The sequence below is a fragment of the Marinobacter sp. genome, assembly GCF_044799475.1.
GTDB lineage: Bacteria > Pseudomonadota > Gammaproteobacteria > Pseudomonadales > Oleiphilaceae > Marinobacter.
This window is the reverse complement of record NZ_CP085217.1, coordinates 4120941-4136186: the sequence shown is the minus strand read 5'-3', so window position 1 is coordinate 4136186 and position 15246 is coordinate 4120941. Positions and strand designations below refer to the sequence as shown.

The 15246-nt window shown below is 58.7% G+C and carries 9 protein-coding genes; 6 read left to right on the top strand and 3 right to left on the bottom strand.

What is annotated here, in order from left to right; translation table 11 throughout:
- Positions 1-171: 171 nt before the first annotated feature.
- Positions 172-1533 carry an MBL fold metallo-hydrolase gene (locus tag LG327_RS18990; protein ID WP_404364404.1) on the bottom strand — a complete coding sequence of 454 codons (1362 nt, stop codon included), beginning with the start codon at positions 1531-1533 and terminating at the stop codon, positions 172-174.
- Positions 1534-1716: 183 nt separating this feature from the next.
- Between LG327_RS18990 and LG327_RS18985 the strand changes: the two genes are divergently transcribed.
- Positions 1717-4140 carry a xylulose 5-phosphate 3-epimerase gene (locus tag LG327_RS18985; protein ID WP_404364402.1) on the top strand — a complete coding sequence of 808 codons (2424 nt, stop codon included), beginning with the start codon at positions 1717-1719 and terminating at the stop codon, positions 4138-4140.
- Here the strand turns inward: LG327_RS18985 and LG327_RS18980 are convergent.
- Together LG327_RS18980 and LG327_RS18975 are read right to left on the bottom strand one after the other, a co-directional pair.
- Positions 4121-6853, bottom strand: a complete 2733-nt coding sequence (locus LG327_RS18980; RefSeq protein ID WP_404364400.1) for a cation-translocating P-type ATPase — start codon at positions 6851-6853, stop codon at positions 4121-4123. The two genes, LG327_RS18985 and LG327_RS18980, sit on opposite strands and share 20 nt — an antisense overlap.
- A 68-nt stretch (positions 6854-6921) precedes the next feature.
- Entirely contained in the window at positions 6922-8271 is a 1350-nt protein-coding gene (locus tag LG327_RS18975; RefSeq protein WP_404364398.1) for a diguanylate cyclase domain-containing protein, read from the bottom strand.
- A 173-nt stretch (positions 8272-8444) separates the two neighbouring features.
- Here LG327_RS18975 and LG327_RS18970 point away from each other — a divergent pair, with 173 nt between their 5' ends.
- The 5 genes from LG327_RS18970 (at position 8445) to choV (ending at position 15095) form a co-directional block, all read left to right on the top strand.
- Entirely contained in the window at positions 8445-10070 is a 1626-nt protein-coding gene (locus LG327_RS18970) for a phytoene desaturase family protein (protein WP_404364396.1), read from the top strand.
- Between the two features lie 321 nt (positions 10071-10391).
- Positions 10392-11855 carry a betaine-aldehyde dehydrogenase gene (gene betB, locus LG327_RS18965; RefSeq protein ID WP_404364394.1) on the top strand — a complete coding sequence of 488 codons (1464 nt, stop codon included), beginning with the start codon at positions 10392-10394 and terminating at the stop codon, positions 11853-11855.
- A 219-nt stretch (positions 11856-12074) separates the two neighbouring features.
- Positions 12075-13004: a choline ABC transporter substrate-binding protein gene (locus tag LG327_RS18960; RefSeq protein ID WP_404364392.1), complete on the top strand. Its 930-nt coding sequence runs from the start codon at positions 12075-12077 to the stop codon at positions 13002-13004.
- A 64-nt stretch (positions 13005-13068) separates the two neighbouring features.
- On the top strand, positions 13069-13917 hold the full coding sequence (choW, locus tag LG327_RS18955; RefSeq protein WP_404364390.1) for a choline ABC transporter permease subunit: 849 nt from the start codon (positions 13069-13071) through the stop codon (positions 13915-13917).
- Positions 13914-15095, top strand: a complete 1182-nt coding sequence (gene choV / locus LG327_RS18950) for a choline ABC transporter ATP-binding protein (RefSeq protein WP_404364388.1) — start codon at positions 13914-13916, stop codon at positions 15093-15095. Before choW ends, choV begins: the two co-directional genes overlap by 4 nt.
- Positions 15096-15246: the final 151 nt, after the last annotated feature.

Genomic DNA, 15246 nt, shown 5'->3' with positions numbered 1-15246 from the left:
GTGACTCCGGGTCCTATTCTCCCTGTATGCTCCCGAAAGTGTGTTCAAAAGAAGCAAGTTCGCCTTCCTTCTGTGTATACCCCTCCCATTCAGAGGAGGTGAAGCTGACATTTTCGATGGCTGGTCGTGAATGGTCCTGGGCATGGGTCAATTTCGCTACTGGCGGCAGTTTCAGACTTCCACTTCGTCAAACAGCTCCGGCACTTCGGTATCCCAGCCGAAGCGGTCGCGGATGCGTTTGCGCATGACGTCACTGGGCACGGCCTCGCCGTGGCTGATGTAAACCTTTCGGGGATTGAGGCTGCCCTGGCTGAGCCATTCGAGAATTTCGCGGTAGTCGCCGTGGGCTGAGAGCGAGTCGATGTTGTGGACTTCAGCCTTTACCGGCCAGTACTCGCCATGGATCTTGACGGATTCGGCGCCTCTCATCAGGGAGTCCCCGCGGGTGCCGGGGGCCTGGAAGCCTGCGAAGACGATGCTGTTGCGCGGGTTGGGCAAAAGAGTTTTCAGGTGGTGCAATACCCTGCCACCACTGGCCATGCCGCTGGCTGAAACAATGATACATGGAAAGCGTCTGTTGTTCAGTTCAATGGATTCGTCCGCAGTACGAACATACTCGGTATGTTCGTCGATGAGCTCGCACTCGGCCCGACTGAGTTTGTGTTCCTTGTGATGGCGCATGAAAATCTCGGTGGCGCGGATGGCCATCGGGCTATTGAGATATACCGGCATCTTCGGAATCTTGTGCTGTGCCATAAGCCTGTGTACCAGATAGAGGAGCATCTGGGCACGGCCCACCGCAAATGCGGGCATCAGGACGATACCGCCGCGGGCTGCGGTTCTGGTTATGATTTCCGTCAGTTCCCCGTCAGGGTCGCTGGCCTCATGGAGACGGTCCCCGTAGGTGGACTCACACACGAGTACATCGGCTTTCTGGATAGGCTCGGGCGGCCGCATGATGACGTCGTTCTGGCGCCCCACATCTCCCGAGAACACCACGGTACGGTCGCTACCTTTATGGCGCACATGCACGCAGGAGGATCCAAGGATGTGCCCTGCCGGGGTGAAGGTGACTCCGAAGCCTTTTACCGGCTCGATGGCCTCATGGTAATGCACGGACTCAAACTGCCTGAGGGCCTCATGGGCGTCTTTCTCCGTGAACAGTGGCTCCGGATGGTCGTGTCGTGAGAAACCTTTTCGAAAAGCGTACCTGGCGTCTTCCTCCTGAAGATAGCCGGCGTCCGGCAATAGCACGCGGCAGAGCTCGTGGGTGGCTTTGCTGCAGTAAATCTTTCCCTTAAAGCCGTTTTTAACCAGGGCTGGAAGGTACCCGCTGTGGTCGATATGGGCGTGGGTCAGCACCACTGCATTGATGGTTTCCGGCTCTACGGGGAAGGGCGCCCAGTTGCGCCGGCGAAGGTTCTTCACACCCTGGTACATGCCGCAGTCTACCAGCAGCCGACTGCCGGCATCGGACAGCAAATGCCTGGATCCGGTTACTGTTCCCACACCACCCAGAAAACGTAGTTTCATTGGTATATCTGCCCCGTTGAGCCTGTCTGTACATGGTCAACTATGGTCATTCAGGTCGCTCGCTGCCTTGATTCAGGACAGGTTTTTGATGGATTGTCCGGGCCTGACGTGGGTCAAAGTCGCTCTCATCGAACTCCCGTACACTTTTGGTGATAGACGGCAAGCGCTCAAGGAGCGGACCCCATGACAAGCCCTACCCCAAATAAAGATACCCTCGATGAGCAGGCAAACCTGCACCCGGATTTTGCTGACTGGCGACGAGGTTACGGGGTTATCAGCCATAACCCGGAGATCCAGCAACAGGTGCTGATGCTGGCAGACAGGCTGGTAGAGCAGGGCTGCCAGCCGGATCGGGCCAGGGTATTCCAGCAGCTTTGTGCCCTGGATCGACTGGCCAGTGCGGGTATGTGGCTGGTGGTTCACATGACCTATGCCAACCGGGTCAGCCCCGCCGGGGGACACCTGTCGGCCCGGGATTTCAAGGCTCACCCGGAGGGCCATACCGGTGGGGCGCTGAATATGGTTCCCGCTTATGCTGCCTATCTGGCACTTAATAACCTGACCGGAACGACTCGAAGCTGGCTGATGGGTCAGGGACACTGTGTGGCTGCCATTGAGGCCCTGAACGTGTTGACGGGCAATCTCCACCCGGAACAGAAAGCCCGCTACCGGAACGACGCGGAAGGCCTGACCAACCTGGTTTCAGATTTCTACAGCTACCGCCAGAGCCCGGATGGCGGCACAGCCGCACCGCTGGGAAGCCACGTAAACCCCCACACTGCCGGTGGCATTATCGAGGGTGGTTACCTGGGGTTTGCAGAACTGCAGTATGCCCACATGCCCCTCCCCGGAGAATCCCTGGTTGCCTTCCTGTCTGATGGTGCCGCAGAGGAGCAGCGTGGGGGCGACTGGGTACCCCGCTGGTGGCGGGCCGAGGATTGTGGCCTTGTTATGCCTGTCATGATTGCTAACGGTCGTCGCATTGAACAGCGCACGGAGCTGGGCACCCGGGAAGGCCTGGAGAGGTTTGCCGAGCGGCTGTCTGCCCAGGGTTTTCAGCCCAGGCGCTTCGATGGCTGCGATCCTGCAGCCTTTGTCTGCATGCTATACGAGATGGAGCAGGCGCTCGGGGAGCAGGGCCGGCGGGCCAGTCGGGGTGAGCTGACCTACCCGGCCAGGATTCCCTACGGGATTGCAGAGTCGATCAAGGGTTTTGGCTTTTATGGCGCCGGCAGCAACGCTGCCCATAACCTGCCATTGCCCGGCACACCCCGCACGAATTCCCACTCCCGGGAGCTTTTTAACCAGCATGCAGACAGAATCTGGGTGCCGCCAGACGATCTGGCCCGCTCCATCCGGCTGCTCTGTCAGCACTCGCAACAAAAGCGCCCGCTGGAGCGGGACCACCCCCTGGCCCAGCGTCACCCTCCTGCTCCTGTTATTCCGGAGGTGGCGCTGGCCACGGACACCTGCTCCCCGATGTTGGCGGTGGACCGTTTCTTTCAGGGGCTGGTGGCGTCCAACCCCGGGCTTCGCCCCAGGGTAGGAAATCCCGATGAGCTTGACAGCAACCGGCTCAGCGGGGTGCTTGAAATGCTGCGTCACCGGGTTACGGATCCGGAAAACAGCTCGGAGTCTGTGCATGGCCAGGTAATTACGGCGCTGAACGAGGAAGCCGTTGTGTCAGCCTGCCTGGCAAACAAGGCAGGCCTGAACCTGGTTGCCAGCTACGAGGCCTTTTGCGGAAAAATGCTCGGCGCCATTCGTCAGGAGCTCATATTTGCCCGGCACCAGAAGGAGGTCGGCCGCCCGCCGCAATGGCTGGGATTTCCGGTCATTGCCACTTCCCATACCTGGGAAAACGGCAAGAACGAGCAGTCCCACCAGGACACGACCTTCTGCGAGAGCCTGCTGGGGGAGATGAATGACGTCAGCCGGGTGCTTTTCACCGCAGACTACAACAGTGCCCTGGCGGTGCTGCCCAGTGTGTTTGAGGAACGGGGAAGGCTGAGTTGCATGGTGATTCCCAAAAGAGACAGGCCCTGCGTTTTTAACCACTCCGAGGCAGAAGCTCTGGCGAAGACCGGCGCCATTGTGGTGGATGAAGATGGATCTCCGGGGGAGCCCCTGCTGCTGATCGCCAGTGGCGCCTATCAGTTGTCGGAGCTGCTCCGGGCCTGTGAACGGCTGCGGGAAACCGCCATGCCCTTCCGCCTGGTCTACCTTCAGGAACCCGGGCGTTTCCGGCAGCCCCGCGACGCCATGGAAGCCGCTTCCTGCCTGTCGGAACTCGAGCAGGAGCGGCTGCTGCCCCGGCGCCTCCACAACCGGGTTGCCCTGACCCATATGCGCCCGGAAGTATTCCGGGGACACCTGGCGCCCCTGTTTCCCACTCCGGTCAGGACTCGCGTGATGGGTTATGGTAATCGGGGAGGCACGCTGAATGAAGCCGGTATGCTGTTTGCCAATCAGAGCTCCTGGGCCCATGCTCTGGTGGCCTGCGCGCAGGTGATGGACCGGCCGCCGGGAGAATGGTTGTCCAGTGGTGAACTGGCGGCCATTGAAGAGCGGGGCTCGCCCTTGCTGATTACCCGGAAGCTGCGCTAACCGGCCACAGGCGCCGGCGGACCCATGTTTCGATCTCCAGTATTATCAGTACGAGTACTCCTGCTACACAGGCGAAGGCCAGCATTTCCCAGGAAAGAGCCCTGGTTTCAAAGGTGTCGTTGAACCAGGGCAGGTAGGTAAACAGCAGTTGCAGAACAGCTACCGTCGCCACTGCCACCAGCACCACTGGCGTCCCCAGCACCCCACGAAGAGTGATGGACGGGGTGTCCAGATAACGCACGGCAAACAGGTAAAACACCTCCATAGCTACCAGGGTGTTCACGGCAAGAGTGCGGGCTGTGCTCTGATCGCCGTGGTGGTGCATCGCCCAGAACCAGGCGCCGAATATGCCTGTCAGAAACAGCAGCGATACAAAGACCACCCGCCAGACCAGGAAACCCTGCAATAGCGCCTCATCCCGGTCTCTCGGTGGTTTTTTCATGACATCCGGTTCCGCTGGTTCGAAGGCCAGAGTCATGGCCAATACAACGGAGCTGACCATGTTGACCCAGAGAATCTGCAGTGCCGAAATGGGCAAAGTCAGTCCCAGCAGCAGAGCCGTTATCAGGCTGATCGACTCCCCACCATTAATGGGCAACATAAACGCAATGCCCTTTTTCAGGTTTGTGTAGACCGTGCGCCCTTCCCGGACCGCAGCAGCGATGCTGGCAAAATTATCATCCAGCAATACTACCGATGAGGCCTCCCGTGCGGCTTCTGACCCCTTGACGCCCATGGCGATACCAACGTCAGCCCGCTTAAGGGCGGGTGCATCGTTGACGCCGTCTCCGGTCATGGCGACTACCCCATGCCCTGCCTGCAGCGCCTCCACCAGCCTCAGCTTGTGTTCCGGGCTGGTGCGGGCGAAAACATCCACTTCAGTTGCCAGATGCTGCAACTCTTGCGCACTGAGCCCATCGAGTTCCTTTCCCGTTAATACGCGTTCGCTGTTCTGAAGCCCCAGCTTGTGGGCAATTGCTCCCGCTGTCAGGGCGTGATCCCCGGTAATCATTTTTACCCGGATACCCGCCGCATGGCAGTCGGATATAGCTCGGATAGCTTCCTGCCTGGGCGGATCCATGAGCCCCACAAGGCCAAGCAGTTCAACGCCTGTATTCAGGTCCTCCACGGCCAGGTCCGTGGTGCCACGAGGGAGCGGCTTGCGGGCCAGTGCCAGCACCCTCAGGCCCTCTGATGCCAGTTCGGAAATGACCTGGTCCCACGAGGCTCTGTCCAGGGAAACGGTTTCTCCATTTTCCATCACCTCAGCCTTGCACATATCCAGTATGCGCTCCGGAGCACCCTTGACGTAGGCCACACTGTGGCCATGGTGATCGTGGTTGAGAGTGGCCATGAAGCGGCTCTGGGTGTCGAAGGGGATTTCATCTTTCCGGGGCCATTCGTCAGCACTGGCCTGGATGTCAAACGCCGCCTTGTGGGCAAACACCTTCAGGGCCGCCTCCATCGGGTCTCCCTGAACGTGAGGCTGCTCATCCTGCCAGCTCAGATCGGCATCGTTGCAGAGGGCCGCGGCCCGGGCCAGCTCCTCCAGTGCGCCGGTAAGCTCCGCGGGCTGGTTGGCGTGACGCAGCATGCCTTCCAGTTGATAGCCTTCGCCCGTCACTTTCAGTCGCTGCCGAGCCTGCACGACGGTGGTTACCATCATTTCGTTTCGGGTCAGAGTGCCGGTCTTGTCGGAGCAGATCACCGACACCGCACCCAGAGACTCAATGACCGGCATTCGCCGGACCACAGCCTGGCGACGCGCCATCTGGCGAACGCCTATCGCGAGGGTAATGGTCAGTATTGCGGGCAACCCCTCGGGTATTGCCGCAACTGTCAGGCCCACCACCGCCATGAACAGTTCCCGGAAGGGCAGGGCACTGAAGATCAGTCCGCCGAAAAATATGGCGACGCTGGCGATAATCACAGTGATGGACAACATCCTGGCAAAACGGTCCATCTGTTCCAGCAATGGAGTCTTCAGCGAGGTTGTCCTGGCCAGCAAGCCAGAAATACGACCAATCTCCGTCGCGGCTCCGGTACGAACCACTATTCCGCGGCCGGTGCCTGTGGACACCATGGTGCCCGAAAACGCCATGCCTATCTGGTCACCCAGCGCGGCCTTCCTGCCAACCGGCTCCGGGGACTTCTCCACGGCCTCGGACTCACCCGTGAGGATGGCCTCCTCAATCTTCAGGTTATGGCATTTCTCCAGCCGGATATCGGCTGGCACACGGTCACCTGACTCCAGCAACACCGTGTCTCCAGGCACCAGATCTGCAGCGTCCACCTGGTGCTGGCCATCCTCACGGATCACCCGGGCCTTCGGAGCCAGCATATGGCGGATGGCGGACAGCGCCTGTTCGGCCTTGCCTTCCTGGATGAAGCCCACCAGCGTCTGGATAATCACGACTGCGAGGATAACTCCGGCGTCGATCCAATGCCCCAGGGCTCCCGTGATGGCAGCGGCCGCCAGCAGAATATATATCAGGAAGTTATGGAGCTGGCGACCGAGCCTGGCCAGGGGGCTTTTTGGTTTCGCTTCCGGCAGGCAGTTAGGGCCATGCCGGGCAAGCCGTAAGGCGGCGCCTGCTTCGCTCAGGGGGGCGGTTGCTTCCAGCAGTTGTCTGGCCTGCAAGGCATCCATGGTATGCCACGGCTTTTCCGTGGCTTGCGCGGGTAATGACTCGATGGGCGTTGCATCCGCCATGTTCTTCTCCGTCATCACGGCTATGGATTCAGGTATTAAACGGCAACTCGGCTACTGCGCTGTGGTTGTCAGTTACCTCGTTTGTTCAGATACATCCTGGCGTCAGCCGTTCTCACCAGTTGCCCGGCGGATTCGCCGTCTTCCGGATACAGGGCCGCGCCGATGCTGCATGACACATGAAACGTCTCGCCTCCGAGGACAAAGGGTAATGCCATCATTTCACGGATCCTGGCGACCGCCGTACCGAGCGATGCGTGATCGCAGATGTCAGCAAGAAGTACTGTAAACTCATCGCCACCCATGCGGGCTACTGTATCCGTCTCCCTCGTGCACCCTTCCAGTCGGTGTGCCATCTCTGTCAGCAGCTGGTCCCCAGCCTCATGGCCCCGGGCGTCGTTGATCTTTTTGAAATCGTTCAGATCCAGATACAGCAGCGCTAACCCGCCCTCAGCCCGGCTTGCTGCTCTCAACGCTGTTTCCAGCCGGTCGTAGAACAGGGAGCGATTGGTCAGGCCGGTGAGGGGGTCATGGTGCGCCATGAAGCGGAGGTTTTCTTCCGCACGCTTGCGCTCGACCGCTGTTGCAACCTGGGTGGCCACGAACTGCAGCAACTCCTGATCTGTCTGTTGATAGCGCGCGCCTTCTGAATGGCTTTCAATAACCAGTGCGCCCAGGACCGCATCCTTTGATATCAGGGGAACGCCAAGCCAGTTTGCTGGCCCGGGTGGTGTCGGGAGGTTCAGAGGATTGACTCCCAGGCCTGGATGTTCCGGATGACGGGAGGCCCGCACGGCCTGCCCTGACTGAATGACATCCGCGAGCACCGTTCCGGCCTGCATGGGGCCTTCTACCCAGCCGCTGGGCTCGTCGTCGGACCAGTCCGGAGCGCTGATCAGCCCCCTGGCCTTATCCTGAAAGGCCAGGTACAGCTTGTCCTGCGGAAAGATTTCGCCAATCACCTGGCGTACACCATCACAGAGCGCACGAAGAGAGTCCGCCCGGTGAGCCGCCTCGGATACACGGTAGAGTGCGTCCCGGGTCTGATTTGCCCGCCGCAGGGCCGTCACATCGCGGGCTACCGCGATCCGTAACCGGTCGTCCTCCGACCAGCGGGCGGACCACAGAATGTGCACCACGCTGCCATCTTTATGCAGGTAACGGTTTTCAAAATCCGTGTGGGGCTGGCCGCTTATCACCCGACTTGCGGCTGCAAGGGTGCGGTCCAGGTCACCAGGGTGGATGTAATTCAGCATCGGTGTGCCTGTCATCTCGCTGGCGGTATATCCAAGCATCTGCTCACAGGCTTCGCTGATAAAGACGATTGTCCCATGTTCATCCACTACAAATACTGGATCCAGCAGAAGGTTGACCAGCTTGGGGTAAAGGGCTTCGAGTTCTGCGGGCATCGTTTTGGTCATGCGCTCCCTGGAATTGGAACTGGAACTGTTCGCCAGCATAATCTGGAATGGGTTTGACTGGTAGTCGGGCATCAGCTTGTTACCCCGCCGCTTTCCCCCGACAATAAGTCACCACATTGTCCGCTGTAAGCTTCTCTTGCGGATAACGACCAAAATCACAGGGACACAGGATCATGAGCAGCCCCACACCCAGTACCATTCGTGTTGGCCATCGTTACCGCGCCAACCGCCTGGACGGCTCCTACGACGCCATTGTTATTGGCTCCGGCATCGGTGGGCTTACCACCGCAGCCTGTATGAGCAAGCTGGGGAAAAAAGTTGTGGTGTTCGAGCAGCATTACACAGCTGGCGGATTTACCCACAGTTACGACCGCAACGGCTACGAATGGGACGTGGGGGTGCACTACATAGGTGATGTAGGAGCGGATCATACCCTGACGAAGCGCCTTTTCGATCACATTACTGATGGTCAATTGAAGTGGGCGCCCATGGACAGCCATTTTGACCGCATTTTTATTGGTGATCACCATGTGGACCTGGTGGCCGGCCCCGACGCATTCAAGGCGGAACTGAAGAAGGCTTTTCCCGGCGAGGAGCAGGCTATCGATACCTACCTGAATTATCTGAAACAGGTGGCCAAAGCCATGCCAGGGCTTGTGCTTGGCAAAGTACTGCCTGATCTGGTGGCTGGTCCTTTGCGCAGGCTGGTAAACCGCACTGCGCCTTCGTTTCTGAACAGGCCCACTCGTGACGTGCTGGAAGGCCTGACCTCTGATCAGGAACTGATAGCCGTGCTCACAGGACAGTGGGGCGACAATGGCCTGCCGCCGGCGGAATCCAGTTTTATCATCCATGCCCTGATTGCCCGCCACTATCTCTATGGCGGCTACTATCCCATCGGCGGCGCCTCGGAAATGGCCAAAAACATCATCCCGGTCATCCAGCAGAGCGGGGGCGAGGTGTTCACCTACGCTGACGTGAAGGAAATCCTGGTCGAAAAGGGCAGAGCGGTTGGCGTGCGTATGGCTGACGGTGAGGAAGTGCGCGCCCCCCTGGTTATCAGCAACGCCGGCGTGTTCAACACTTTTGGCAGGCTGCTGCCGGAAAATGCGCCACACCGGGACTATTACCAGGAAAAGCTGAAAACCGTCGAGCGCTCCATGGCCAGCAACTGCCTGTACATCGGCCTGAAGGACACCGCCGAGAACCTGAATCTGCCGAAAACGAACTACTGGATCTACCCCGGGGTTAATTATGAAAAGCAGGTCAGTGACTTCATGGCGGCGCCAGATGAAACTGACATTCCCCTGACCTACATATCCTTCCCCTCCGCCAAGGACCCGAGCTTTACCGAGCGCTATCCCGGCCGCGCCACCATCGAGATTGTCGCCCCCGGACCATACGAGTGGTACGAAGACTGGGCCGACAAAACCTGGGGCAAGCGCGGCGAAGAGTACGAAGCAAAGAAGGAAGCCTACGCCCAGCGTCTGCTGGCCAGGCTGTACGAGAAGTTTCCACATCTTGAGGGCAGGGTGGACTACTACGAACTGTCCACGCCACTGTCCACCGACTATTTCTGCCGTTACAGCAAGGGCGAGATCTACGGCCTGAACCACACTCCGAGCCGTTTCGAGCAGGACTGGCTGAAGCCGAAAACCCGCATTCCCGGCCTGTATCTGACCGGTCAGGATGTGATGACCTGCGGCGTAGCCGGGGCCATGATTGGCGGGTTACTGGCGACTGTCGCCGTCAGTGGTCTTCGGGGGCTACCGTTGGCGAAGAGGATGTTTGTGGGATGACATGAGCCTGGCCGGAATTCTCTGTCGGACTTCCATGTCTGATGTAGCCTTGATTTATGTTAGGTACGCGCTCAATATCTTTAATGTCTCTTCAATGGGGGCTCCAGTGCAGCATGCCAACCGCCGGAATAGAGACTATTCGCCGCGGCCAGCTGAACGACGCCACACTGATGGTGATCAAGAAAGAAGGCTTTCAGGCCGATCTAGCTGCTTCTGGCTTCGTGCCGCCCTCAGTGAGAGTCGCATCGAGTCGGGAGAGGCGGTCACGCTGTGCGCGTGCTATCTCGATCAAACACTTTCGGCTTACAGGATGGCTTCATAATGACAGTGCCCGTTTATCAGTCCTTCATCGGCGGCGAGTACCAGGCCAGCGGCAGCGGCGAGACCTTCGATGTGGTCAACCCGGCGACCGGCAAGGTCATCTATCGGGTTGAGCAGGCGGATCAGGCGCTGGTGGATCGCGCCGTAACCTCGTCCCGGAAAGCTTTTTCCCAGTGGTCAGCCATGACCGGGATGGAGCGTGGCCGGGTTCTGCAAAGGGCTGTTGCCATGCTGCGGGACCGCAATGATGAACTGGCCGCCATTGAAGTGGCGGACACGGGCAAGCCTTTTCAGGAAGCCTCCACGGTGGATGTGTTCACCGGCGCCGACGCGCTCGAGTTCTTCGCTGGCGAAGCCGGCGGAATCGAGGGCAATAGTCAGAGCCTGGGAGAAGACTTCTATTACACCCGCCGGGAGCCGCTGGGCGTTTGCGCAGGTATCGGTGCCTGGAATTATCCGTTGCAGATCGCCTGTTGGAAATCCGGCCCTGCGCTGGCCTGTGGCAACAGCATGGTGTTCAAACCCTCCGAAGAGACGCCTCTGGGCGCGCTGAAGCTGGCGGAAATCTTCGTTGCCGCTGGCGTACCTGCCGGGGTCTTCAACGTTGTGCAGGGAGATTATCGTGTGGGCCAGATGCTTACCGCCCACCCGGATATCAACAAGGTTTCCTTCACCGGGGAAGCGGGTACCGGTCGCGTGATCATGGGCGATGCGGCAAAGACACTCAAAAGTGTAACCCTTGAGCTGGGGGGCAAGTCACCATTGATTGTGTTTGACGATGCCGACCTGGAAAACGCGGTTTCAGCGGCCATGCTGGGTAATTTCTACACTCAGGGAGAGGTGTGCACCAATGGCACGCGGGTATTCGTGCATGAAAGCCTGCATGACCGTTTTGTCGAGCGGGTGATCGAGCGTCTGAAAGCCAATCTGGTGATTGGTGACCCTGCCGATCCCAGAACCAACTTTGGAGCCCTGGTTTCCCGCCAGCACATGGAGAAGGTGTTGCACTACATAGATCTGGGTAAAAAAGAGGGAGCAACACTCGCACTGGGCGGGGAGCGCGTTTATCCGCAGAACTTTGAAGAGGGCTTCTTCGTCGAGCCCACAGTGTTCACTGACTGCCGCGATGACATGACCATTGTACAGGAAGAGATTTTTGGCCCGGTGATGTCGGTGTTGCGCTTCCGCGACGAAGAGGAGGTAGTTCGCCGCGCCAACGCGAGTATTTATGGCCTGGCGGCGGGTGTATTTACCCTTGATATCAAACGCGCCCACAGGGTGATCCACCGCCTGCAAAATGGAATCTGCTGGATCAACAGCTTCGGCGCATCGCCAGCAGAGATGCCCGTTGGAGGTTACAAGCTCTCAGGGCTGGGGCGGGAGAACGGCCGGGCTGCCATTGAGCATTACACCCAGCTCAAATCTGTTTACGTAGGCATGACCGACCTGGAATCGCCATTTTAGTGGCATCTCTGATCCCCCCGCATACCACCGGCCAATGAAATTTGCGCCCTCCATCATGATCGCGGGAAAATGCGCGACCCCATTCTGGGTGGCGAGCTCTTTCTCCCATCCGATGCGGCAGTCCGGGAGCACCGCGACTGGCAGAATAGCCAGTGCCAGAAAGACCAGTCAAGCCAGGAAGCAACGACCATTCAGTCAAGAAAACAAAGAGGAACTTTCATGAAAAAGACGACAAGTGCAATCTTCGCCCTCATGTGCAGCAGCGCTGTTTTTGCTAACCAGGCCAACCCTGAGTGCAAGACCGTCCGGTTTGCCGATGTTGGCTGGACCGACATCACAGCAACCACGGCCCTGACATCGGAAGTTCTCAAAGGCATGGGCTATGAGCCGACCACCCAGGTTCTTTCCGTTCCGGTTACCTATCGTAGCCTGGCCAATGATGATCTGGATGTGTTTCTGGGTAACTGGATGCCCACCATGGCGGCTGACATCAAGCTCTATCGTGAAGCGGGTACTGTGGACACTGTCCGCGCCAATCTGACCGGCGCCAAGTACACCCTCGCGGTGCCCCAGTATGTGTATGACGCGGGCGTGACCAGTTTCGCTGATATCGCGAAAAACGCTGGCAAGTTCGATGAGCGCATTTACGGCATTGAGCCTGGCAACGACGGCAACCGTCTGATCCAGAGCATGATTGAGCAGGATGCCTTTGGCCTGGCAGACTTCCGGGTAGTGGAGTCCAGCGAAGCTGGAATGCTTTCTCAGGTTCGCCGTGCAGTCAAGCGCGACAACTGGGTCGTATTTCTGGGCTGGGAACCCCACCCCATGAACAGCAATTTTGACCTTGCCTACCTTGAAGGCGGTGACGACTATTTCGGGCCGGATTTTGGCGGGGCCACGGTCTACACCAACACCCGCGCCGGCTATGTAGAGCAGTGCCCGAACGTTGGACAGTTGCTGAAAAACCTCGAATTCAGCCTGCAGATGGAAAACGAGGTCATGGCGCTTATCCTCAATGAGGATATGAAGCCCGAGGCCGCAGCCCGGCAGTGGCTCAAGAACAACCCTGGCACTCTGGACAAGTGGCTGGAGGACGTTCAGACGATGGACGGCAAGCCGGCGCTGGAAGCCGTGAAGTCAGCCCTTTAACAGGCCTTTCAATTTCCATGCTTCGTGGTTCGCCGGTTACATCTGGCGGCTGAAGGAACTCCCCATGAACTGGATTACCGAAGAAAAACTCCCGGTGGGACGGTGGATCGAGAACGGCTTCGACTGGCTGATCGACAACGGCGAACCAGTTTTTGATGCCATATCCGAAAGCCTCTCCACTCTGATCCACGGGTTGACCAATTCACTGATCTGGATACCACCCTGGGTTCTGATTCTTGCCCTGGCATGCCTGTCTTTCTGGAGACACCGGAACTGGGGAATTGTTGCCTACACGGTGGCGGCGTTTCTGCTCATCTGGAACATGGGTTACTGGGAAGCCACCATGGCCACCCTCTCCCTGGTACTCTATGCGACGGTTCTGTGTGTGCTGATCGGGGTGCCGGTGGGAATTTATGTGGCTCACAAGCCCTGGCTTTACCGGGGTGTTCAGCCGGTGCTGGATCTGATGCAAACGATTCCACCTTTCGTTTACCTGATTCCAGCACTGACCATGTTCGGGCTGGGAGTGGTTCCAGGCGTCATTTCAACGGTGATCTTCGCCATTGCTGCTCCGGTCCGGCTGACCTATCTCGGGATTACCGGGGTCCCTACTGAGCTGATTGAAGCTGGTAAGGCCTTTGGCTGTACCCGTCATCAGTTGCTTGTTCGGGTGGAACTGCCCGCCGCCATGGGCTCGATTGGTGCAGGGATTACGCAGTGCATCATGCTTTCGCTTTCAATGGTGGTGATCGCAGCGCTTGTTGGTGCCAGCGGCCTGGGCGTCCCGGTAGTCAGGGCGCTGAACACAGTGGATATCGCCATGGGCTTCGAGGCCGGGCTGGCAATCGTTCTCCTGGCCATCTGGCTCGACCGCTTTTTCAAACATCGTCAGCAGGCGGGGTCACCGGGATGATTGAATTCGACAATGTAAGCGTAGTCTTCGGTAAAAAGCCTGAACAGGCGCTGCCCCTGATGGCCGAAGGCAAGGGACGGGAGGCCATACGCGAAGAAACCGGCCTTGTGGTGGGTGTTCACGGCGCCAGTTTGAAGGTGGGCAAGGGGGAGATCTGCGTGCTGATGGGCCTTTCCGGCTCTGGCAAATCCACCCTCCTGCGCTGTATCAACGGTCTCAACCCGATTACCGATGGAGCTGTGCGTATTGAACATGAGGGAGAGTCCGTGGACTTCGCCCGGGCGTCGGATCAGGTCCAGCGTGACATTCGTCGGCGGCGCATATCCATGGTATTCCAGAGCTTTGCACTGATGCCCTGGCTCACGGTTGAGCAAAACGTTGGCTTCGGCCTCGAGCTGCAGGGTCTGCCCAAAAACGAGCGCCGGGAGAAGGTAACTAAACAGCTGGAACTGGTAGGCCTGGATCAGTGGAAAGACCGCCTGCCGGACGAGCTTTCCGGCGGCATGCGTCAGCGTGTCGGCCTCGCACGGGCGCTGGCAACCGAGTCAGATATCCTGCTGATGGACGAGCCTTTCTCTGCCCTTGATCCCCTGATCCGTCAGCAACTACAGGAGGAACTGCTGGAGCTTCAGGAGCGCCTGCAGAAGACCATCGTCTTTGTCAGTCACGACCTGGACGAGGCGCTCAAGCTTGGCACCAATATCGCAATCATGAAGAACGGCGAAATCGTCCAGCACGGAAAGCCTGAGCAGATCATCCTCCACCCGGCCAACGATTACGTGAAAAACTTTGTGGCTCACACCAACCCTCTCAATGTTCTCAAGGTCAAATCCCTGATGCGTCCGGTCTCGGACATGCGTCAGGACGACGAAGGAAATCGCTGCATCAGTCAGCGTTACGACTACTGGCTGATCACTCATGATGAGATTGAGCAGACCCGCGTGCGTTTCGGTGAAGAATGCTTTGAAACGCAGCCATGGGCTCCGGGTCAGTCCATCGAGAACCTCGAGAAGAAGCCAGTACGCCTCTCACCGCGCACGCTGATGCGGGACGCGGTGGAGATCTGCTATGTCACCGGTCACAGTCCTTTGATTGAGGAAAATGGCGTGATCAGTGGCGCCTTGGGGGAACGGGAGATTTATCACGCCCTGCTCAGCAAGCATCTGGGCGAGGATTGATCGGGGAGCGGGCCGGTCCGAACACTTTCGGGCCACCAGAATTGCTCCATGACCTGCTTCACTCACATGGAGCGATGGCCTGGTGCCGAAGGTAGCCAGAAGGACGTAAATTCCGACGAAAGCACCGCATTGGGATAGCGCGGAACCAGTC

What these genes read in the sequence shown, in the direction of transcription:
- LG327_RS18990 (WP_404364404.1), bottom strand. Translation starts at nt 1,533, where the DNA reads ATGAAACTACGTTTTCTGGGTGGTGTGGGAACAGTAACCGGATCCAGG.
- LG327_RS18985 (WP_404364402.1), top strand. Translation starts at nt 1,717, where the DNA reads ATGACAAGCCCTACCCCAAATAAAGATACCCTCGATGAGCAGGCAAAC.
- LG327_RS18980 (WP_404364400.1), bottom strand. Translation starts at nt 6,853, where the DNA reads ATGGCGGATGCAACGCCCATCGAGTCATTACCCGCGCAAGCCACGGAA.
- LG327_RS18975 (WP_404364398.1), bottom strand. Translation starts at nt 8,271, where the DNA reads ATGACCAAAACGATGCCCGCAGAACTCGAAGCCCTTTACCCCAAGCTG.
- LG327_RS18970 (WP_404364396.1), top strand. Translation starts at nt 8,445, where the DNA reads ATGAGCAGCCCCACACCCAGTACCATTCGTGTTGGCCATCGTTACCGC.
- betB (WP_404364394.1), top strand. Translation starts at nt 10,392, where the DNA reads ATGACAGTGCCCGTTTATCAGTCCTTCATCGGCGGCGAGTACCAGGCC.
- LG327_RS18960 (WP_404364392.1), top strand. Translation starts at nt 12,075, where the DNA reads ATGAAAAAGACGACAAGTGCAATCTTCGCCCTCATGTGCAGCAGCGCT.
- choW (WP_404364390.1), top strand. Translation starts at nt 13,069, where the DNA reads ATGAACTGGATTACCGAAGAAAAACTCCCGGTGGGACGGTGGATCGAG.
- choV (WP_404364388.1), top strand. Translation starts at nt 13,914, where the DNA reads ATGATTGAATTCGACAATGTAAGCGTAGTCTTCGGTAAAAAGCCTGAA.